Here is an 18,701-nt window from a genome sequence, read left to right as displayed (position 1 = left end):
CCTCTTGAGTGATCGGGTTGGATGGCGATCGGGACCGTACACGGTCCGAATCCCGCACTTCAAAGGCGTCTCACCGTGTACTTCCCGTGATCACGACCCTGGAAAACCCGGATTTTCCCGGCTTTTCGGCCATATTCGCGATCACGAAGAGTGGATGGCTGGGACATCGCCACTGTGATCGATCACACACGAAGTCGCCCGGTCGGGACCTTGAAAATTCTGCGCAAAGCGAACATCCCTGTGTCTCGATCCGTGTGCGGGGGTCATGCTCTCAGACAGGCAGGGTCACCCGCATCACGAGCCCACCCCCTTCGCGCGGCTGCGCCGAGATATGGCCGCCGTGCGCCCGCGTCACGGACCGCACGATGGACAGACCGAGGCCCACCCCCTTGTCGCTGCCCGTGCGCTCCGTACGCAAGCGTCTGAACGGCTCGAAAAGATTGTCGATCTCGTACGCCGGCACCACCGGGCCCGTGTTGGACACCACGAGCACCGCCTGGCCGTGCTGGGTCTCCGTGGTCACCTCGACCCAGCCGCCCTCGGGCACGTTGTAGCGCACGGCGTTCTGCACCAGGTTCAGGGCGATCCGCTCCAGCAGCACGCCGTTGCCCTGGACCACCGTGGGCTTCTGCTCGCCCCGGATCAGCACACCCTTGGCCACAGCCTCGCCGTGCACCTGGTCGACGGCCTGCTCGGCCACCTCCGCGAGGTCGACCGGCTTGCGCTCCACGATCTGGTTGTCGCTGCGGGCCAGCAGCAGCAGTCCCTCGACGAGCTGCTCACTGCGCTCGTTGGTGGCCAGCAGCGTCTTGCCGAGCTGCTGGAGCTCCACCGGTGCTTTCGGGTCCGACAGGTGCACCTCAAGGAGCGTGCGATTGATCGCGAGCGGGGTTCTCAGCTCGTGCGAGGCGTTGCCGACGAAGCGCTGCTGCGCCGTGAAGGCCCGCTGGAGCCGCTCCAGCATGTCGTCGAAGGTGTCGGCAAGCTCCTTGATCTCGTCGTCCGGGCCGTCCAGTTCGATACGGCGGGACAGGTCCGAGCCCGCCACTGCGCGTGCCGTGCGCAGAATCCGGCCCAGCGGCGACAGGACCCGGCCGGCCATGGCGTAGCCGAAGGCGAAGGCGATGATCGCGAGACCCAGCAGAGCCAGCAGCGAACGGCTGAGCAGGTTGTCCAGCGCGACCTGGCGCTGGTGGTCGATGCAGGCGCTGATCAGCTGGTTGAACTCCTCCAGCCGGATGTTGTCCGCGCCGTTGACCGCCGGGCAGTTGTCGCTGGTGACACTGATGTTGGAAGAGCTGCCCACGATCTTGAACAGTGGTTCGTTGCCGGTGTTCAAGGCCTGCGCGGCCAGCAGGTAGATGATCGACAGCAGCAGGATGCCGGCGATCAGGAACATCCCGCCGTACAGCAGCGTGAGCCTTATGCGGATGGTCGGGCGCAGCCACGGGAAGGGCGGCTCCGGCCTGCGGGGGTCCCAGGTGGGCTTCGGGGGCGCCTGAGGGGGCGCCGGGGTCGCGGCCACGGCCGATCAGATCCGGTAGCCGGAGCCGGGGACGGTCACGATGACGGGCGGCTCGCCGAGCTTGCGACGCAGGGTCATGACAGTGACGCGCACGACGTTGGTGAACGGGTCGGTGTTCTCGTCCCAGGCCTTCTCCAGGAGCTGCTCCGCGGAGACGACGGCACCCTCGCTGCGCATCAGCACCTCCAGGACGGCGAACTCCTTCGGCGCCAGCTGGACCTCCTTGCCGTCGCGGAAGACCTCACGGCGGTTCGGATCGAGCTTGATCCCGGCGCGCTCCAGGACCGGCGGCAACGGCACGCTGGTGCGCCGGCCCAGGGCCCGCACGCGTGCCGTCAGCTCACTGAACGCGAAGGGCTTGGGGAGATAGTCGTCGGCGCCGATCTCCAGACCCTCCACGCGGTCACTGACGTCGCCGGACGCCGTGAGCATCAGCACGCGCGTGGGCATGCCGAGTTCGACGATCTTGCGGCAGACGTCGTCGCCGTGCACGAGCGGGAGGTCACGGTCGAGGACGACCACGTCGTAGTCGTTGACGCCGATGCGCTCCAGAGCGGCCGCACCGTCGTACACGACGTCGACGGCCATGGCCTCCCGGCGCAGTCCGGTGGCCACCGCATCGGCGAGCAGCTGCTCGTCCTCGACGACGAGTACGCGCACGTCGCTTGTCCTTCCTGTGTCCACCCGCGTAGCGCTTCATAGCTGATCCAGGCCACGCGAGCAGGGGGTTCGGGTGAGTGTGTGTACTCCCCATCCTGCCCTTTTCGGCCATAAGTCGGCTGTAAGACGGGTGAGCGCGACCTGAAGGACAGGTGTGAGGTCCGGGGAGGGGAGATTTTCTCGCCGGGTTGAGGTTTCCCTGGAAGGGAGCGGGGGGAGGACGGATTTACACCCCGCGATCACGCTCTGCATGTGCCGTACCACCATGCGGCACTGCGCGTCCCCTTCCGCAGAGTGGGCGTGGGTGTCCGGCACCGTCGCCGCCCAGCAGGGCAGCGCGCTGGGCATCTGTTGGAGACGTGATCGCCCCTTCCGAACGGCACACCCCCGTGCCACCGACCCACGACCCAGGACGAGGGGGCGCAGCATGGACGCATTCACCGCAGGACTTCTGCAGCGTATAGAGGCGACCGAGTCCGACCTGACACGGGCTCGCGACGAGGGCGACGACTTCCTCGTCGAGGTCGAGCAGGCCGAGCTCGACGACCTGCGCCGCCTCGCCGCCGAGCACGGTGTGGAGGTCGGTGTGACGAGCGTCTGACCAGGATCGTCACGCGGCACAACGGGACCCCCGGCGAATCCAGCGCCGGGGGTCCCGCTGCGTGACGTCACGGCCGGGTCAGTCGTGCCAGGCGCCGAAGTCCTCCAGAAGGCGCTGGAGAGGCTCGAAGACCCCCGGAGTGCCTGCGACCGTCAAAGCGTGCGCGGGGCGCTCTCCGGGGCGTCCACCGGTCACGGCGCCCGCCTCGCGGGCGATGAGGTCGCCCGCCGCGAGGTCCCAGGGGTGAAGACCGCGTTCGTAGTAGCCGTCGAGCCGGCCCGCGGCGACGTCGCACAGGTCGACCGCGGCCGAGCCGCTGCGCCGGATGTCTCGCAGCAGCGGGATCAGCTTGCGGACCACCTCGGCCTGGTGGACGCGGACCTCGGTGACGTAGTTGAAGCCGGTCGAGACCAGGGCCTGCTCCAGGGGCGGTGCGGGGCGGCAGACCAGCTCCCGCTCGCCGTCCCAGGCCCCGGTGGCGCGGGCGCCCTCGCCCCGGACCGCGTGGTACGTCTCGCCGCGCATCGGGGCCGCGACGACCCCGACGACGGTCTCGCCGTCCAGTTCGGCCGCGATGGAGACGGCCCAAGTGGGCAGACCGTACAGATAGTTGACCGTGCCGTCGAGCGGGTCGATCACCCAGCGGACGCCGCTGGTGCCCTCGGTGGCGGCGCCCTCCTCGCCGAGAAAGCCGTCGTCCGGGCGGTGCTCGGAGATCAGGTCGGTGATCAGCTTCTCCGCCGCGATGTCCATCTCGGTGACCACGTCGATCGGGCTCGACTTGGTCCTGGCGACCGCGAGATCGGCCGGACGGCCGTCCCGCAGCAGCGCGCCGGCGCGACCGGCGGCCTCCTTGGCGAGGGCGAGCAGGTCCGAGTGCAGGGGGTCCGAGTGCAGGGGGTAGGTCACGGCGCTCCTCACGCGTAGGGGCTGTCGGCGCCCGCGGCGGCGGGGTGCGGGGCGCGGGCGGGGCAGCAGCCCGCCGGGCAGAGGTGGTGGCTCGCGCCGAGCGCGCCCAGGGCGCAGGGCGTGACCTGCCCCGCGCGCTCGACGGCGGCACGCTCCAGGACGAGGTCGCGGATCGCGGCGGCGAACCGCGGGTCGGCGCCGACGGTGGCCGAACGGCGCACCGGCAGACCCAACTCCTCGGCCTTCGCCCTGGCCTCCGTGTCGAGGTCGTACATGACCTCCATGTGGTCGGAGACGAAACCGATGGGCGCCATGACGAGGGCCGGGGCCCCGGCCGCGTGCCGCTCCTCCAGGTGGTCGCAGATGTCGGGCTCCAGCCACGGGATGTGCGGGGCACCGGAGCGGGACTGGTAGACGAGCTGCCAGGGGTGGTCGACGCCGGTGCGCTCACGGACGGCGTCGGCGACCAGTCGCGCCACGTCCAGGTGCTGCCTCACGTACGCGCCACCGTCGCCGTGCTCCTCGACCGGGCCGGAGGTGTCCGCGGAGGCGGTCGGGATCGAGTGGGTGGTGAAGGCGATGTGCGCACCGTCCCGGACGTCCTCGGGGAGGTCGGCGAGGGCCGCGACCACCCCGTCGATCATCGGCTCCAGGAAGCCCGGGTGGTTGAAGTAGTGCCGCAGCTTGTCGACCGCGGGCGGCTGAAGGCCCTCGGCCTGAAGGGCGGCCAGCGCGTCGGCGAGGTTCTCGCGGTACTGGCGGCAGCCCGAGTACGAGGCGTAGGCACTGGTGGCGAGGACCAGGACGCGGCGGCGGCCGTCGGCGACCATCTCGCGCAGGGTGTCCGTCAGGTACGGCGCCCAGTTGCGGTTGCCCCAGTAGACCGGCAGATCCACGCCGTGCTCCGCGAAGTCCTTGCGCAGGGCGTCCAGCAGGGCGCGGTTCTGGTCGTTGATGGGGCTGACCCCGCCGAACAGGAAGTAGTGCTGGCCGACTTCCTTCAGGCGTTCCTTGGGGATTCCGCGCCCGCGCGTCACGTTCTCCAGGAACGGGACGACGTCGTCCGGCCCCTCCGGACCGCCGAAGGAGAGCAGGAGCAGGGCGTCGTAGGGGGTGGCTTCGAGCGCGTCTGGCATGGATCGATCCTGTCATCAGGTACTGACAGCCGGGAAACGGCGGGGTGACCACCCGGGTTCCCGGTGCTCCGACGAGGTGCATCAGGGTCACCTGACTCGTAAGCGGTATCAGTGGTGTCAGCGGTACTGGCGCCTTACCGGGCCGCCGTACTCACGCGCTACCGAGCCGATCAGAGGTCGGCTCGCTGCTGGCCGCCTGCTTCCTGGGCTGCCGCACGTCAAAGGGGCACCCGAACATCGCCTGCTGCTGGGCGTTTGTGCGATGGCCGTGAGTATGATCCCCCTCCTACTGGTCGGGAGCTTGCCGTTTCCGGCCGTGGCGCTGTTCGTTGCGGGCTTGTCCATCGCTCCCACGGTGATCACGACGATGTCCCTCATCGAGCAGCACGTACCTCGCGCGCAACCGACCGAGGGCATGACCTGGGTGAGTACCGGGCCGGCCGTCGGGGTCGCGCTCGGCTCCTCCGTGTCCGGCTGGGTGATCGACGCCGCGGGTGCGCAGGCCGGGTACGGGGTTCCGGCGGTGTCCGGAGCCGTCGCGGTCGCGGTCGGTTTCCTGGGGTACCGCCGGCTCAGCAGGCCGGCTCCGCGTCGGGGAGGCGTCGTTGAGCAGCACAGCGAGCGGAAAGATCGGCACGTGGCGTAACTGGGGCGGCAACGTCGCCGCCCGGCCCGCGCGGGAGGTCACTCCCGCCTCGGTCGACGAGCTGGCCGATGCCCTCCGGATGGCTGCCGAGGACGGGCTGAAGGTGAAGGCCGTCGGTACCGGGCACTCCTTCACGTCCATCGCCGCCACCGACGGCGTGTTGATCCGCCCTCAACTGTTGACCGGCATCCGCAACATCGACCGGGACGCCATGACGGTCACGGTCGGGTCCGGGACTCCGCTCAAGAGGCTCAACATGGCCCTGGCCCGGGAAGGTCTGTCGCTGACCAACATGGGCGACATCATGGAGCAGACCGTCTCCGGGGCCACCAGTACGGGCACGCACGGCACAGGTCGCGAGTCGGGTTCGATCGCCGCCCAGATCAGGGGCCTGGAGCTGGTGACCGCAGACGGCACAATCCTGGCCTGCTCGGAGAAGGAGAATCCGGAGGTCTTCGCCGCCGCCCGGATCGGCCTGGGCGCGCTCGGTATCGTCACCGCGATCACCTTCGCCGTGGAGCCGATCTTCCTGCTCACCGCCCGCGAGGAGTCGATGCCCTTCGACCGGGTCGTCGCCGAGTTCGACCAACTGTGGGCCGAGAACGAGCACTTCGAGTTCTACTGGTTCCCGCACACCGACAGCACCAACACCAAGCGCAACAACCGCAGCACGGGCCCGGAGCAGCCGGTGGGGCAGCTGGCGGGCTGGTTCGAGGACGAGTTCCTCTCCAACGGCGTCTTCCAGGTGGCCCAGTGGGTCGGCCGCGCGGCGCCGGCCACCATCCCGGCCATCGCGCGGATCTCCAGCCGGGCGCTGTCCTCGCGGACCTACACCGACATCCCGTACAAGGTCTTCACCTCGCCGCGCCGGGTGCGCTTCGTGGAGATGGAGTACGCCGTCCCGCGCGCGGCGGTGGGCGAGGCGCTGCGCGAGCTGAAGAAGACGGTCGACCGCTCCGGCCTGCGGATCAGCTTCCCGGTGGAGGTGCGCACGGCCCCGGCCGACGACATCACCCTGTCCACCGCCTCGGGCCGGGACAGCGCGTACATCGCCGTCCACCTGCTCAAGGGGACGCCCTACCAGGCGTACTTCAGCGCCGCCGAGCGCATCTTCACCGCGTACGAGGGGCGGCCACACTGGGGCAAGGTGCACACGCGCGACGCCGAGTACTTCGCCGGCGTCTATCCGCGCTTCGGCGAGTTCACCGCGCTGCGGGACCGGCTCGATCCGGACCGGCGATTCCAGAACGACTATCTGCGGCGGGTGTTGGGCGCATAGCGGACGGGTTCCGGCGAACTCCCCGGGAGCGAAAGGCCGTACGGGGCACGCATGAACGAATCCCATAGTTCCGTTTTCGGTGATTGCGTGAAGTACGTCACGTTCAAGATCCCGAAAACTGCTCCAGGACGGCCAAGTCCCCTCCATTGGAAGAAGTTGGGTGGCGCGCCAATCCACGCACGTGGCCCAAATGGAGTACTGTTGCGAGCCCTGGGTCAGGTCTCCCGCCAGGGCGTCCGTGGCCTTCAAGGACCGCCAGGAGGGGGCTAGTTGCACAGGGTGACGGAGTTGGTCACTTAGCGTTGCGAATAGGTAACCGTGCCATAACGGCGATCCAGGGCCCGTGCCCGACACGCCGGGCAACTCGGCAAGGTTGTGGCAGGCTGCACCCGGGCAGGCCACACTCGACTAGCGGAAGCAGCGACGCACGTGACGTCGGCAGGCACCACCCGGGAGGTCCCCATGCCCGAACTGCGTGTCGTGGCCGTCTCCAATGACGGCACACGACTGGTGCTGAAGGCTGCCGACGCAACGGAGTACACGCTCCCGATCGACGAACGCCTGCGCGCCGCCGTGCGCGGCGATCGTCCCCGTCTCGGCCAGATCGAGATCGAAGTCGAAAGCCATCTCCGCCCCCGCGACATCCAGGCGCGTATACGCGCCGGTGCGACCGCGGAAGAGGTCGCGCAGATGGCCGGCATCCCTGTGGATCGCGTGCGGCGCTTCGAGGGTCCCGTGCTCGCCGAGCGCGCCTTCATGGCCGAGCGGGCCCGCAAGACCCCGGTCCGCCGCCCCGGCGAGAACGCCGGCCCCCAGCTCGGTGAGACGGTCCAGGAGCGGCTGCTGGTGCGCGGCGCCGAGAAGGAGTCCGTGCAGTGGGACTCCTGGCGCCGCGACGACGGCACCTGGGAGGTCCTGCTGGTCTACCGGGTCGCGGGCGAACCTCATTCGGCGAGCTGGACGTACGACCCGCCCCGGCGGCTCGTCCAGGCCGTCGACGAGGAGGCGCGCTCGCTGATCGGCGAATCCGACGACCTCGCCGCCGCCCCGGAGCCCAGCTTTCCCTTCGTACCGCGCATCGCACGGCTGCCACGCGACCGTCCGCTGGACCGCGCCCTTGACCGGGCTCTCGACCGGGAACGGCCGAGCCTGCCCGGGCCGTCGTTCGACGAGTCCGCGGAGGAGAGTGCCGACGAGCGGGACTCGCTGACCAGCCTCCTGGAGGCGGTGCCGAGCTTCCGGGGCGACCTGGTGGTCCCGGAGCGCCCGGCGGAGCCCGACACGGAGGACCCCGCCCCGGAGCCCGAGGAGGAGGAGCCCCCGGCGCCCGCGGCCTCGGCCGGTTCCGCCTACGCGGACATCCTGATGCCCCGTTCCGTCGGCAGCCATCGTGACCGGCTCATCGGCTCCACCGACCGGCAGGCCGAGGCGGACGGCGTCCGCCCGGGCCGTCGGGCGGCGGTCCCGAGCTGGGACGAGATCGTGTTCGGGACGCGGCGGAAGAAGCAGGAGTAGCCGGTCGTACGACATCCGGAGGGTCCCCGGCGTTCGCGCGCCGGGGACCCTTCCGTTCTGTGCCGGGTCCTGGGCCTACTGGGGATCCGGTCCCACGGCGACCGGTCGCGACGGGTCCGACGACCACTCCGACCAGGAACCGACGTACAGCGCGGCCGGAATGCCCGCGACCGCCAGGGCCAGCACCTCATGGGCGCCGGAGACGCCGGAGCCGCAGTAGACACCGACCGTCGAGTCGTCCAGGACGCCCAATGCCTTGAAGCGGGCGGCCAGTTCCTCGGCGGGGCGGAAGCGGCCGTCGGCCCCCACGTTGTCGGTGGTGGGCGCCGACAGCGCGCCGGGAATGTGTCCGCCGACCCGGTCGATGGGCTCCACCTCACCCCGGTAGCGCTCCCCTGCCCGGGCGTCCAGCAGCACTCCGGAGCGGGCCAGCGCCGCCGCGCCGTCCGCGTCGATGAGCCCTGCCGCGGTCGGCGCGGGCTGGAAGTCGCCCTCGGCCGGTTCGGGAAGGCCGGTCGACAGTTCGCCCTGCCAGGACGGCAACCCGCCGTCGAGGACTCGCACGTCCGGGTGACCTGTCCAGCGCAGCATCCACCAGGCTCGGGCCGCCGCCCAGCCCTGTCCGCCGTCGTACACGACCACCGGCGTCCCGGCCGAGACACCCGCGCGGCGCATGGCGGCGCCGAACTCCGCGAGGTCGGGCAGCGGGTGCCGGCCGCCGAGGCACGCCGGGGCGGCGAGTTCCCTGTCCAGGTCGACGAAGACCGCGCCGGGGAGGTGTCCGGCCGCGTACTCGGCCCGGCCGTCGAACGGCGGCTCCCCGGTCGCCTTGGCCACGCTCAGTTGCCAACGGACATCGAGCAGGACGGGCGGGTTCTGTCCCGCCAAGTCGCCGGCGAGTTCTGATGCGGAAATGATGGCGTTCATGGCCACCATCCTCGCGCACGGGGTGGCCGCAGCGTCCAGGTCCGGCTACTCTGCTCCGCCGGGCAGGCCCGATCACGAGGCGTACGGGATCAGGCACATGCTGTACAACCGATCGACACCCGTCGGTCATCGCATGGCCATGGCCGGGAAGGCGCACGACGGGCATTCTCCGGACACGGACAGGGGAGCCGCCGAGCGACGGCGTGCCCGAAGCGTGCGGCGCCACGAGTGCTGCGAGCATCGGCACAGGGCCATGGGCATGGGGCCTTATGCACGGGTCCGTGAGCATGGGGCCGTACGCACGGGTCCGTCCGAGCGGAAGCGAACGACACGGCCGCCGTGAGAGGCCGAGAAGAGAGTGACGATGACCGAGGCAAGGGGGCCGGCCGGCCCGCCCGCCCGGCAGGTACCGGGCACGCCCTGCTGGGTGAGCCTGATGGTGCACGAGGTGGCCACGACCCAGGAGTTCTACGGTTCACTGTTCGGCTGGGAGTTCCGGCCGGGCCCGCAGCAGCTCGGTCCCTCCGTCCGGGCCCTGCTCGACGGGCACACGGTGGCCGGCATCGGCCAGCTGCCGGCCGACCGCGATCTCCCCATCGCCTGGACGCCCTACCTCGCCTCGGACGACGTGGACCTGACGGCCGAGACCGTACGGCTGTGCGGCGGCACGGTCGGGGTGGGACCGCTGGACGCCGAGGAAGCCGGGCGACTGGTGATCGGCTCCGACCCGTCCGGCGCGGTCTTCGGCGTCTGGCAGGCGGCCGCGCACCTCGGAACGTCTCTCACCGGGGCGCCCGGCACACCGGCCTGGCACGAGCTGCTGACCTTCGAGACCGCGAGCGTCGCCAAGTTCTACGAAACGTTGTTCGGCTACGAGGAGGAGCCGGTGGTCTCCGCCGACTTCGACTACGTGACCCTGCGCCTCGGCGACCGCCCCGTCGCCGGCATCCACGGCGTCGGCCACGCCCTGCCCCACGACCTGGGCCCGCACTGGATGACGTACTTCGAAGTGTCCGACACCGACGAGGCGACCGCCCTCCTCGTCGGCCTCGGCGGTCACGTCCTCACACCTCCGCACGACTCCGAGCACGGTCGGGTGGCCACGGTGGCAGATCCCGAGGGGGCTCGGTTCTCCCTCATCCACAGCCCACGCTGAGACGGGTGGACAAGGGCGGACGGGCCGTTCCTCAGGCCGTCGACACCGGCAGGACGTGCGCTTGTGGAACGTCCCGCAATCGGGTGTGACCGCGCTTCCGTGAAGGACCGTCCCGGGGCGTGGGGCTGTCACTTTGTGTTAGCCTCATCCTTTTGCGTGCTCGTGACGGTTGGCGATCCAGCCTGTCTGGTTCCTCCTGTTCGTCGGCTGCTCATTCCTACCGGGCCTTCCTCGGTACGTTCGCATGCGGAAGGCTCTTCATGAATCACCCTGACCGCCCCGGCACCTCGCACGGCGATATCGCCCCGCTCATGGCCACTTCCCCAACGGTGCCTCTGGTCGCTTCCTTCGCCAGCCTGGAACTGCCGGCCGAGGTGCTGCGAACGCTCAGCGAACTCGGTGTGCGCGAGCCCTTCCCCATCCAAGCAGCCACGCTGCCCAACGCCCTCGCGGGACGCGATGTCCTGGGGCGCGGGCGCACCGGATCGGGCAAGACGCTCGCGTTCGGCCTGCCGCTGCTCGCACGGACGGCCGGGCGGCGCGCGGAACCGAAGCAGCCTCTCGCTCTGGTCCTGGTGCCCACCCGAGAGCTGGCCCAACAGGTCACCGAGGCGCTTGCGCCGTACGCAGAGGCACTGCGGCTGCGGATGGCCACGGTCGTCGGCGGCATGTCGATCGGCCGACAGGCCGCTGCGCTGCGTGAGGGAGCCGAGGTGGTCGTCGCCACCCCCGGCCGTCTGCACGACCTCATCGAGCGCAGGGCCTGCCGCCTGGGACGGGTAGCGATCACCGTCCTCGACGAGGCCGACCAGATGTGCGACATGGGCTTCCTGCCGCAGGTGACCGAGGTGCTCGACCAGGTGCACCCCGACGGTCAGCGGATGCTGTTCTCGGCGACCCTGGACCGCGACGTCGACCAGCTGGTCCGCCGCTACCTCCACGCCCCCGTCGTCCACTCGGTCGACCCGTCCGCGGGCGCGGTCACGACGATGGACCACCATGTCCTGGTCGTCCACAGCCACGACCAGTACGCCGTCACCACGGAGATCGCCGCCCGCGACGGCCGCGTACTGCTGTTCCTGGACACCAAGCACGCGGTCGACCAGCTCACCCGGCATCTGCGGGCCAGCGGAGTGCACGCCGCGGCCCTGCACAGCGGCAAGTCCCAACCGCAGCGCACACGGACCCTGGCGCAGTTCAAGAACGGCCAGATCAGCGTCCTGGTGGCGACCAATGTCGCGGCCCGTGGCCTGCACGTCGACGACCTCGATCTCGTGGTCAACGTCGACCCGCCCACCGACCCCAAGGACTATGTGCACCGCGCGGGCCGTACCGCCCGGGCCGGTGAGTCCGGCAGCGTCGTCACGTTGGTGTCGGCGGGCCGGCGCCGCGAGATGAGCCGACTGATGGCCGCCGCCGGCATCGAGCCGATCGTCACCGAGGTGCGCTCGGGCGAGGCGGCACTGAGCCGGATCACCGGGGCCAAGGCCCCCTCCGGCATCCCGCTCGACGGCGGGCCCGCCGCACCCCGGCCCAAGAACACCAACGCTCCCTTCCGCGGCCTGGGCACCAGCAAGGACGCCTCCCGCGGCGCCGGAGGCAAGTCCCGAAAGGCCGGTGAGGCCCGCAAGCTCGCCGAGGCCCGCAAGGCGGCCCAGGTACGTCGCGGCGGCTGAGAGCTGCTGCCCTGATGATCGAATACGTCCGACCACGGGCAGAATGGGGAACCTCCAGCCCGGCCCGAAACCCTCCTGTGCGTACACCTATGCGTACACCTACGAGATGAACGACCTCGTGGTGTGCCCGGCCGCGAGGCGATACCCGCCGAAGCCGGAGCCAGGATGATGTCGCCTGCGCCCCGCACTGCGTCCGGCATGACAAGCTGTGCTTCCCACTGCCCGAACCCAGGAGGTCGCCATGACCGCAGAATCTGCATCCGAAGAAGGTTCGGAGCCGACCGGCCCCGAGACGTCCGCTCCGGTGCCCGACAGCGACGGCGACGACCTGAAACGCAAGTTCCGGGAGGCCCTGGCGCGCAAGCGCGGTGCGCAGGCGGACGCCGCTGACCTTGCCGCGAACGTCGATGCGTCGAAGGTCCGTGGGGCGCATGGCCCGGCTGCGAGCCGGCGGTCGTTCCGGCGCAAGAGCGGCGGCTGAGTCCATCCGTTCCGCGATCTGGCCGCCCCGCGACACGCCCTGGGCGCCACGGACTCGCACCCTGTGTCGCGGGTCGGGAGGTGCGCATACCCGCGTGCCGGTTGCCGGTGAGGTCGTAGCCGACGGTCTCCGCCTGTGGAGACGGGCTCAGCTGCGGTCGGCGCGGGTCGGTGTCGTCGCCGCCGTGGACTTGGTCTTGTGTCAACCCGTGTCGTCGCCGTGGCCGCCGTCAACGGCGCGGCAGGCAGGTTCGAGGCTCAAGCGGGGGCAAACGGCAGAACGTCCGGCGAGAGCGCGCCGGCATGCGCGGCGGCGCTCGTCATGCGGCGGCGGTGATGACGTCGACACAACACCTCGTAGCCGACCTCCGCGGCAGGGCCGTTCACATCACCGACGACGACCTGCTCACCTTCCACCACCATCTCGCCGCCCACCGTGCGGGCGTTGTGCGTGGCACGCGCCCCGCACCAGCACATCGCCTCCACCTGAAGGGTCTCCACCCGGTCCGCCAGCTCGATCAGCCGCTGCGAGCCCGGGAAGAGCCTGGTCCGAAAGTCGGTCGTGATACCGAAGGCGAAGACATCGAGGTCCAGGTCGTCCACGACCCGCGCCAGCTGATCGACCTGCTCCGACGCCAGGAACTGCGCCTCATCCACAATCAGATAGTCGACCTTGTCGCCCTGCGACATCCGACCCACGACATAGGCGTACAGATCCATCTCCGGCGCCGCCTCGACAGCATCTGTCACCAGACCGAGCCGCGAAGACAGTTTCCCCTCCCCCGCCCGGTCATCGCGCGTGAAGATCACGCCCTGTAGACCCCTTGCCGACCGATTGTAGATTCGCTGGAGAGCAAGTGTGGACTTCCCGCAGTCCATCGTTCCGGAGAAGAACACCAGCTCGGGCATGGCGAGTCGAGCACCTTTCGGTTTGCGGACGGAGATGGGCCCGGAGGCGTCAGGAGCGTACTTCGAGCAGCGGGACCAACTGTTCGGCGGGGGTCATCGAACCGTGGTTGCCGACCATCGCCGACTCCTTGGGTTCCCGCTCCGAGGCGATGATGACGACGTCGTCGCACGCGGCGGCGACCACGTCGCCGATCCGGCCGTACACCCGTCCCTCGACCTGCTCGGGCGGCCCGAACCAGCCCGCCGCGATCGCCTCGTCCCGCGAGGCCACCCAGAACTGCTCGCCGAGGACCTCGCGCCAGCAGGTCAGGACGTCGTTCTCGGCGCCCGGGACCGCGTAGACATGGCGGGCGCGGCCCTCGCCGCCCAGCAGGGCGACCCCGGCGCGCAGCTCCCAGTCCTCGTCGAAGTCGATGCGGTGCTGCTCGTCGAACGGCACGTCGATCATGCCGTGGTCGGCGGTGACGTAGAGCGCGCTGCGCGGGGGGAGTTGCTCGGCCAGCCGCTGGACCAGCCGGTCGACGTACATCAGGCGGCCGCGCCAGGTGTCGGAGTCGATGCCGAAGCGGTGGCCGGCGCCGTCGACCTCGGCGTAGTAGGTATAGATCAAGGAGCGATCGGCGGCGGCCAGTTGCTCGGCCGCGACGTCCATGCGCTCCTCGCCGATCTGCCGCCCGTGGAACATTCCTCCGCTGAGCGCGACCTTGGTCAGCGGGGTGTTCTGGAAGGTGGGGGACGAGACCTGGGCGGCGTGCACACCCGCCTGTTCGGCGCGTTGGAAGAGGGTGGGGTACGGCTGCCAGGCCGCCGGCGACGTCCACGGCTGCCAGCGCAGCTGGTTCATCAGCTCGCCGGTGGCCGGATTGCGCACGGTGTAGCCGGGCAGGCCGTGGGCACCCGGCGGCAGCCCGGTGCCGACGGAGGCAAGCGAGGTGGCGGTGGTCGCCGGGAAGCCGGTGGTCAGCGGCCGTCCGGTGCCGCCGCGCGAGCTGCCGAGGAGCGAGGTCATGAACGGCGCCTCGTGCGGGTGCGCCTTGAGCTGCTCCCAGCCGAGCCCGTCGATCAGGAACACGCAGTTCCGGTCGGCGGGGGGCAGCTCGGGGAGGGTCGCGACCGTCCCGGGCACGGCCAGGCCGGCGGCCAGGGTGGGCAGCAGGTCGGCGAGGGATCCGGAGCCGTACGCGGGGACGGGTGCGGAGTCGAGGGCGAGCGGTTCCGGATGGTGGTCCCAGGCGGAGGCGGGCTGCGCCATCAGTGGGTGGCGTCCGCGGTCGCCTCGGAGATGGCCTGCGCGAAGACGAGCGCCTGGCGCACCGTCTCCGGGCCGTCCCCGGCCTCGCTCACCCGAAGGCTGAGGTCGTCCGCCGTCGAGCTGCCGGTGTAGCCGTGGTCGGCCTCGCAGTTGGGGTCGCCGCAGGCGGCGGGCTCCAGATCGATCCGGGACACGGCGCCCCAGCCGATGGTCAGCACGACCTCGCGGGGCAGGGTGCCCGGCTGGTACTGCTCCGGGTTGGCGACCACCCGGCTGACCACGACCGAGGAGATCCGGCCGATCTTCACGGACTCGGTGGAGGTGGTGGCGTACGGCGTCGGGGAGGTGGTGTCCTCGGCCTGCTCGTCGGTGTGGCTGACGATGAAGCGGTTGCCGGTGAGGACGAGCACGGTCACATGCCGCCGCACCTCGTTCTGGTCGAACGTCGTCTCCTGGTGGACCAGGTACGACTGGACGGGCTCGCCGCCCACGGCGGACTCCACTGCCTCGGCCACGAGGGCCGGGTAGTAGCCGCTGCGCTCGATCGCCGTTCGCAGCCCCTGGGTCGTCGTACTGGTCTTGGCCATGACGTCCATTCTACGGTGGCCCACTGACTGCGCGGCACGCTCATGGGGGTCTCGGGTACGTCTCGGTACACGGGTCAGTACACGGGCAGTGTCCGTGGGCCGAGGTCGTCGCGGGCGGGTGGGGTCGCCAGGCGCACGGAGGCGCCGAGGGCGCTCAGGCCGTGCGGGGCGACAACGACCGGCTCGAGGGTGACCGCGACGACCTCCGGGTGGTCGTCGACCAGCCGTGACACCCGCAGCAGCAGTTCCTCCAGCGCGGGGGTGTCGACGGGGGTGGAGCCGCGCCAGCCGAAGAGGAGGGGTGCCGTCCGGATCGACCTGACCAGTGAGGTGGCCTCGCGGTCGGTGACCGGGACGAGCCGGTGCGCCATGTCCCCGAGCAGCTGGGAGGCGGCCCCGGCGAGCCCGAACGACAGGACGGCTCCGGCCGCCGGGTCGATGACGGCCCTGACAACGGTGTCGACTCCCCGCGGTGCCATCCTCTGCACCACCGGCCGCAGCTCCTCCGGCTTCCCGAACAGCTCGGTCAACTCGATGTACGCCCGCCCCAGTTGCTCCTCGTCCGCGAGATCCAGCCGTACGCCGCCGAGGTCGGCACGGTGGCGCAGATGCGGGGCGGTGGCCTTGAGGGCGACCGGGTAGCCGAGGTCGCGGGCGGCCCGGACGGCGTCCTCGGGGGTGGGTGCGGGCAGGGACCGGTGCACCCGCACGCCGTACGTGCCGAGCAACTCGCCGGTCTCCTCGGCGCCGAGAGTGAGGCCCTGCCCGCGCGCGAGCAGTCCGTGGACCAGTGCGGCGGCGCCCTTCTCGTCGATGTCCTCGAAATCGGGCACCTTGCCGGGGTCGGCGGCGTCCCGCCGCCACTGCGCGTACCGGACCACTTCGGAGAGGGCTCTCACGGCGCGTTCGGCGGCGGGGTAGGCAGGGATGAGGCGGGAGCAGCTCTGGGCGGCAGGCACCTCGTCCGTCGCCTTCACCGCCAGCCGGTCCAGGGGGCGGAGCGGGTGGGGCCGGACGGCGACGCCGGAGCTGGTCGAACCCGGCTGAGGTGCGGTGCTCGCCGCGGCCGACAGGGCTTCCGCAAGCCCGCCGAGTTCCACGTGGACCACCAGCACCGGCTTGCCGGGGACCTGCTCGGCGGCGGACCTCAGGGCTTCGGCCAGTGCCGCGTCCCCGGCCGAGTCCTCCCCCAGAGCCGGTATCGCCGTCACCACCACCGCGTCGCAGGCACCGTCCGCCAGCGCCCGCGCCAGCGCCCGGTGGAAGTCCGCCGGCGAGGCCGCCGTCGTCAGGTCCAGCGGGGGCAGCGGTCGCAGTCCCTCGGAGAGACACGCGTCGTACGTGAGCAGCCCGAGCGACTCGGAGTTTCCGAGGATCGCCACTCTGGCGCCGGCCGGGAGTGGCTGGCGCGCGAGGAGCAGCCCCGTGTCCACCAGTTCCGTGATCGTCTCCACCCGGATCACCCCGGCCTGGCGCAGCAGCGCGGACACCGTGGCGTGCGGCAACCGCGTGGCCCGTACGGCGTGGCCCTGCGGCGCGGAGCCCGCGCCCTGCACCACGACCAGCGGTTTCGCGGCCGCCGTCCGGCGTGCGAGGCGGGTGAACTTGCGCGGGTTGCCGATGGACTCCAGGTACATCAGCACGACGTCGGTGTCCGGGTCGTCGTACCAGTACTGAAGGAGGTCGTTGCCGGACACGTCCGCCCGGTTGCCGGACGACACGAACGTCGACACGCCGGTCACCCCGGTGACTCCGCCGCCGCGCCGGTGCAGCCGGGACAGCAGGGCGATACCGATGGCGCCGGACTGGGAGAACAGCCCGATGCGGCCGGGCCGGGGCATCTCGGGGGCGAGGGAGGCGTTCAGCCGTACCCGCACCGAGGTGTTGATGATCCCGAAGGCGTTCGGGCCGATGATCCGCATGCCGTACGCGCGCGCGTGCCGGACGAGTTCGCGCTGTCGCTCGCGCCCCTCGGGCCCGCTCTCGGCGTACCCGGCGGAGAGCACGACAAGCCCTTGCACGCCGTGCCGGCCGCACTCCTCGACGACGTCGGGAACGTGCTCCGCGGCCACGGCGACGACGGCGAGGTCGACCGGCCCGTCGATGTCGCGCACCGAGCGGTACCCGGGCACCCCGTCGAGTTCCTTCTGCCCCTCGGGCAGGGACCTGTTCACGGCATGGAGACGGCCCGTGAACCCGGCGTCCCTGATGTTGTCGAGGACACTGCGGCCCACCCCGCCGGGCGCACGGCCGGTCCCGACGACGGCGACGGACCCGGGCATCAGCAGCCGCTGCACGGACCGGCCTTCGGCGCGCTGTTCGCGCGCGTACTGCACGGCGAGGGAGCGGTCCGTCGGCTCCAGGTCGAACTCCAGGCGTACGACGCCGTCCTCGAAGCTGCGCTTCTGCGTGTACCCGGCATCCGTGAACACCTTGATCATCTTGGTGTTGGCGGGGAGGACCTCGGCGGCGAACCGGCGGATGCCCCGCTCGCGGGCGACGGCTCCGATGTGTTCGAGGAGGGCGGAGGCGACCCCGCGCCCCTGGTGGGCGTCCTGGACGAGGAAGGCGACCTCGGCCTCGTCGGCGACAGGAGGGGCGGGCGCGACGCGCTCTCCGGCAAGGGTGGCGGTGGGCGACGGGTAGGAGGACGCGGCCATGCCGTCGGGGCCGATGCGGTCGTAGCGTACGGTGGCGATGAACTCGCCGCCGATGGTGGCTGCGAGTCCCACCCGGTCCACAAAGTCGTGGTGCGTGAAGCGGTGGACGTCCTTGGCGGACAGGCGCGGGTAGGGCGCGAAGAAGCGGTAGTACTTCGACTCGTCCGAGACCTGCTCGTAGAAGCTGACGAGGCGATCGGCGTCATCGACGGTGATGGGCCGGACGCGCGCGGTACCACCGTCGCGCAGCACCACGTCGGCCTCCCAGTGGGCGGGGTACTCGTGCCGGTCCGACGAGGTCTGCATGGGCCCCAGAGTACGGCTCGCGTGCGACAGCGGCGCGGGGCAGTCTGTGGAGGACGGACGTCGGACCGAGGCCGCGGTCCGACGGCATCAAGGGGCGGGACGAAGGACCGCTCCGCATGCTTCACGTAGGGGAAACTGGTCTAGACAACCCTGAACATCGAAGGGCAGCATCACATGGCTGAGCGCCGCGTCAACGTCGGCTGGGCCGAGGGTCTCCATGCCCGCCCCGCCTCCATCTTCGTCCGGGCCGCCACGGCCGCAGGTATCCCGGTGACGATCGCCAAGGCCGACGGAAACCCCGTCAACGCGGCCTCCATGCTGGCCGTTCTGGGCCTGGGCGCCCAGGGGGGCGAGGAGATCGTCCTCGCGTCCGACGCCGAGGGGGCGGACGCCGCCCTCGACCGTCTCGCGAAGCTTGTTTCCGAGGGCCTCGAGCAACTTCCCGAGACCGTCTGAGCGCAGACGCCGTAAGCACGA

16 protein-coding genes and 1 pseudogene are annotated in these 18,701 nt (G+C 70.8%); 8 read left to right on the top strand and 9 right to left on the bottom strand.

The annotated features are described in order from the left end of the window. Positions 1–271: 271 nt before the first annotated feature. On the bottom strand, positions 272–1,525 hold the full coding sequence (locus M2271_RS33035) for a HAMP domain-containing sensor histidine kinase (protein ID WP_280891081.1): 1,254 nt from the start codon (positions 1,523–1,525) through the stop codon (positions 272–274). 6 nt (positions 1,526–1,531) lie between these two features. Next, complete coding sequence (locus M2271_RS33030; RefSeq protein WP_007385219.1) at positions 1,532–2,185, bottom strand: response regulator transcription factor; 654 nt, start codon at positions 2,183–2,185, stop codon at positions 1,532–1,534. Positions 2,186–2,612: 427 nt separating this feature from the next. On the opposite strand from M2271_RS33030, the gene M2271_RS33025 reads away from it, so the two are divergent. Beyond that, entirely contained in the window at positions 2,613–2,786 is a 174-nt protein-coding gene (locus M2271_RS33025) for a hypothetical protein (RefSeq protein ID WP_280891080.1), read from the top strand. A 78-nt stretch (positions 2,787–2,864) separates the two neighbouring features. Here the strand turns inward: M2271_RS33025 and M2271_RS33020 are convergent, their stop codons facing one another. Beyond that, a complete protein-coding gene (locus M2271_RS33020) occupies positions 2,865–3,695 on the bottom strand; it encodes an inositol monophosphatase family protein (RefSeq protein WP_280891079.1) in 831 nt (276 codons plus the stop codon). Positions 3,696–3,703: 8 nt separating this feature from the next. Beyond that, positions 3,704–4,831: a ferrochelatase gene (locus M2271_RS33015; RefSeq protein WP_280891078.1), complete on the bottom strand. Its 1,128-nt coding sequence runs from the start codon at positions 4,829–4,831 to the stop codon at positions 3,704–3,706. Positions 4,832–4,909: 78 nt separating this feature from the next. Between M2271_RS33015 and M2271_RS33010 the strand changes: the two are divergent. From M2271_RS33010 to sepH, 3 genes and pseudogenes are all read left to right on the top strand, one after another. Continuing rightward, positions 4,910–5,477 (top strand): annotated as a pseudogene (locus tag M2271_RS33010) (MFS transporter); the annotation flags it as partial. Further along, positions 5,437–6,756: a D-arabinono-1,4-lactone oxidase gene (locus M2271_RS33005; protein ID WP_280891077.1), complete on the top strand. Its 1,320-nt coding sequence runs from the start codon at positions 5,437–5,439 to the stop codon at positions 6,754–6,756. The pseudogene M2271_RS33010 and the gene M2271_RS33005, both read left to right, overlap by 41 nt. Positions 6,757–7,218: 462 nt before the next feature. Beyond that, a complete protein-coding gene (gene sepH, locus M2271_RS33000; protein WP_280891076.1) occupies positions 7,219–8,271 on the top strand; it encodes a septation protein SepH in 1,053 nt (350 codons plus the stop codon). 75 nt (positions 8,272–8,346) lie between these two features. On the opposite strand, the gene M2271_RS32995 is transcribed toward sepH, so the two are convergent. Next, positions 8,347–9,198 carry a sulfurtransferase gene (locus M2271_RS32995; RefSeq protein WP_280891075.1) on the bottom strand — a complete coding sequence of 284 codons (852 nt, stop codon included), beginning with the start codon at positions 9,196–9,198 and terminating at the stop codon, positions 8,347–8,349. A 364-nt stretch (positions 9,199–9,562) separates the two neighbouring features. Between M2271_RS32995 and M2271_RS32990 the strand changes: the two genes are divergently transcribed. From M2271_RS32990 to M2271_RS32980, 3 genes are all read left to right on the top strand, one after another. Further along, entirely contained in the window at positions 9,563–10,354 is a 792-nt protein-coding gene (locus M2271_RS32990; protein WP_280891074.1) for a VOC family protein, read from the top strand. 311 nt (positions 10,355–10,665) lie between these two features. Further along, positions 10,666–12,030: a DEAD/DEAH box helicase gene (locus M2271_RS32985; RefSeq protein WP_280891073.1), complete on the top strand. Its 1,365-nt coding sequence runs from the start codon at positions 10,666–10,668 to the stop codon at positions 12,028–12,030. Positions 12,031–12,271: 241 nt separating this feature from the next. Next, positions 12,272–12,511: a DUF5302 domain-containing protein gene (locus M2271_RS32980; protein WP_280891072.1), complete on the top strand. Its 240-nt coding sequence runs from the start codon at positions 12,272–12,274 to the stop codon at positions 12,509–12,511. A 257-nt stretch (positions 12,512–12,768) separates the two neighbouring features. On the opposite strand, the gene M2271_RS32975 is transcribed toward M2271_RS32980, so the two are convergent. The 4 genes from M2271_RS32975 to M2271_RS32960 all read right to left on the bottom strand — a co-directional run bounded on the left by M2271_RS32975 (position 12,769) and on the right by M2271_RS32960 (position 18,224). Then, on the bottom strand, positions 12,769–13,419 hold the full coding sequence (locus M2271_RS32975) for a thymidine kinase (RefSeq protein ID WP_280891071.1): 651 nt from the start codon (positions 13,417–13,419) through the stop codon (positions 12,769–12,771). 49 nt (positions 13,420–13,468) lie between these two features. Continuing rightward, positions 13,469–14,671, bottom strand: a complete 1,203-nt coding sequence (locus tag M2271_RS32970; protein WP_280891070.1) for an alkaline phosphatase family protein — start codon at positions 14,669–14,671, stop codon at positions 13,469–13,471. Continuing rightward, entirely contained in the window at positions 14,671–15,267 is a 597-nt protein-coding gene (locus M2271_RS32965; protein ID WP_280891069.1) for a DUF5998 family protein, read from the bottom strand. The genes M2271_RS32970 and M2271_RS32965 overlap by 1 nt, the downstream gene beginning before the upstream one ends. A gap of 65 nt (positions 15,268–15,332) precedes the next feature. Next, a complete protein-coding gene (locus M2271_RS32960; RefSeq protein ID WP_280891068.1) occupies positions 15,333–18,224 on the bottom strand; it encodes a bifunctional GNAT family N-acetyltransferase/acetate--CoA ligase family protein in 2,892 nt (963 codons plus the stop codon). A gap of 174 nt (positions 18,225–18,398) precedes the next feature. Between M2271_RS32960 and M2271_RS32955 the strand changes: the two genes are divergently transcribed. Further along, positions 18,399–18,680, top strand: a complete 282-nt coding sequence (locus tag M2271_RS32955; protein ID WP_280891067.1) for an HPr family phosphocarrier protein — start codon at positions 18,399–18,401, stop codon at positions 18,678–18,680. Positions 18,681–18,701 lie beyond the last annotated feature (21 nt).

Source organism: Streptomyces sp. LBL, assembly GCF_029893585.1.
Lineage (GTDB): Bacteria > Actinomycetota > Actinomycetes > Streptomycetales > Streptomycetaceae > Streptomyces.
The sequence above is the reverse complement of the archived record's forward strand: the minus strand, read 5'-3'. Positions and strand labels throughout refer to the sequence as shown.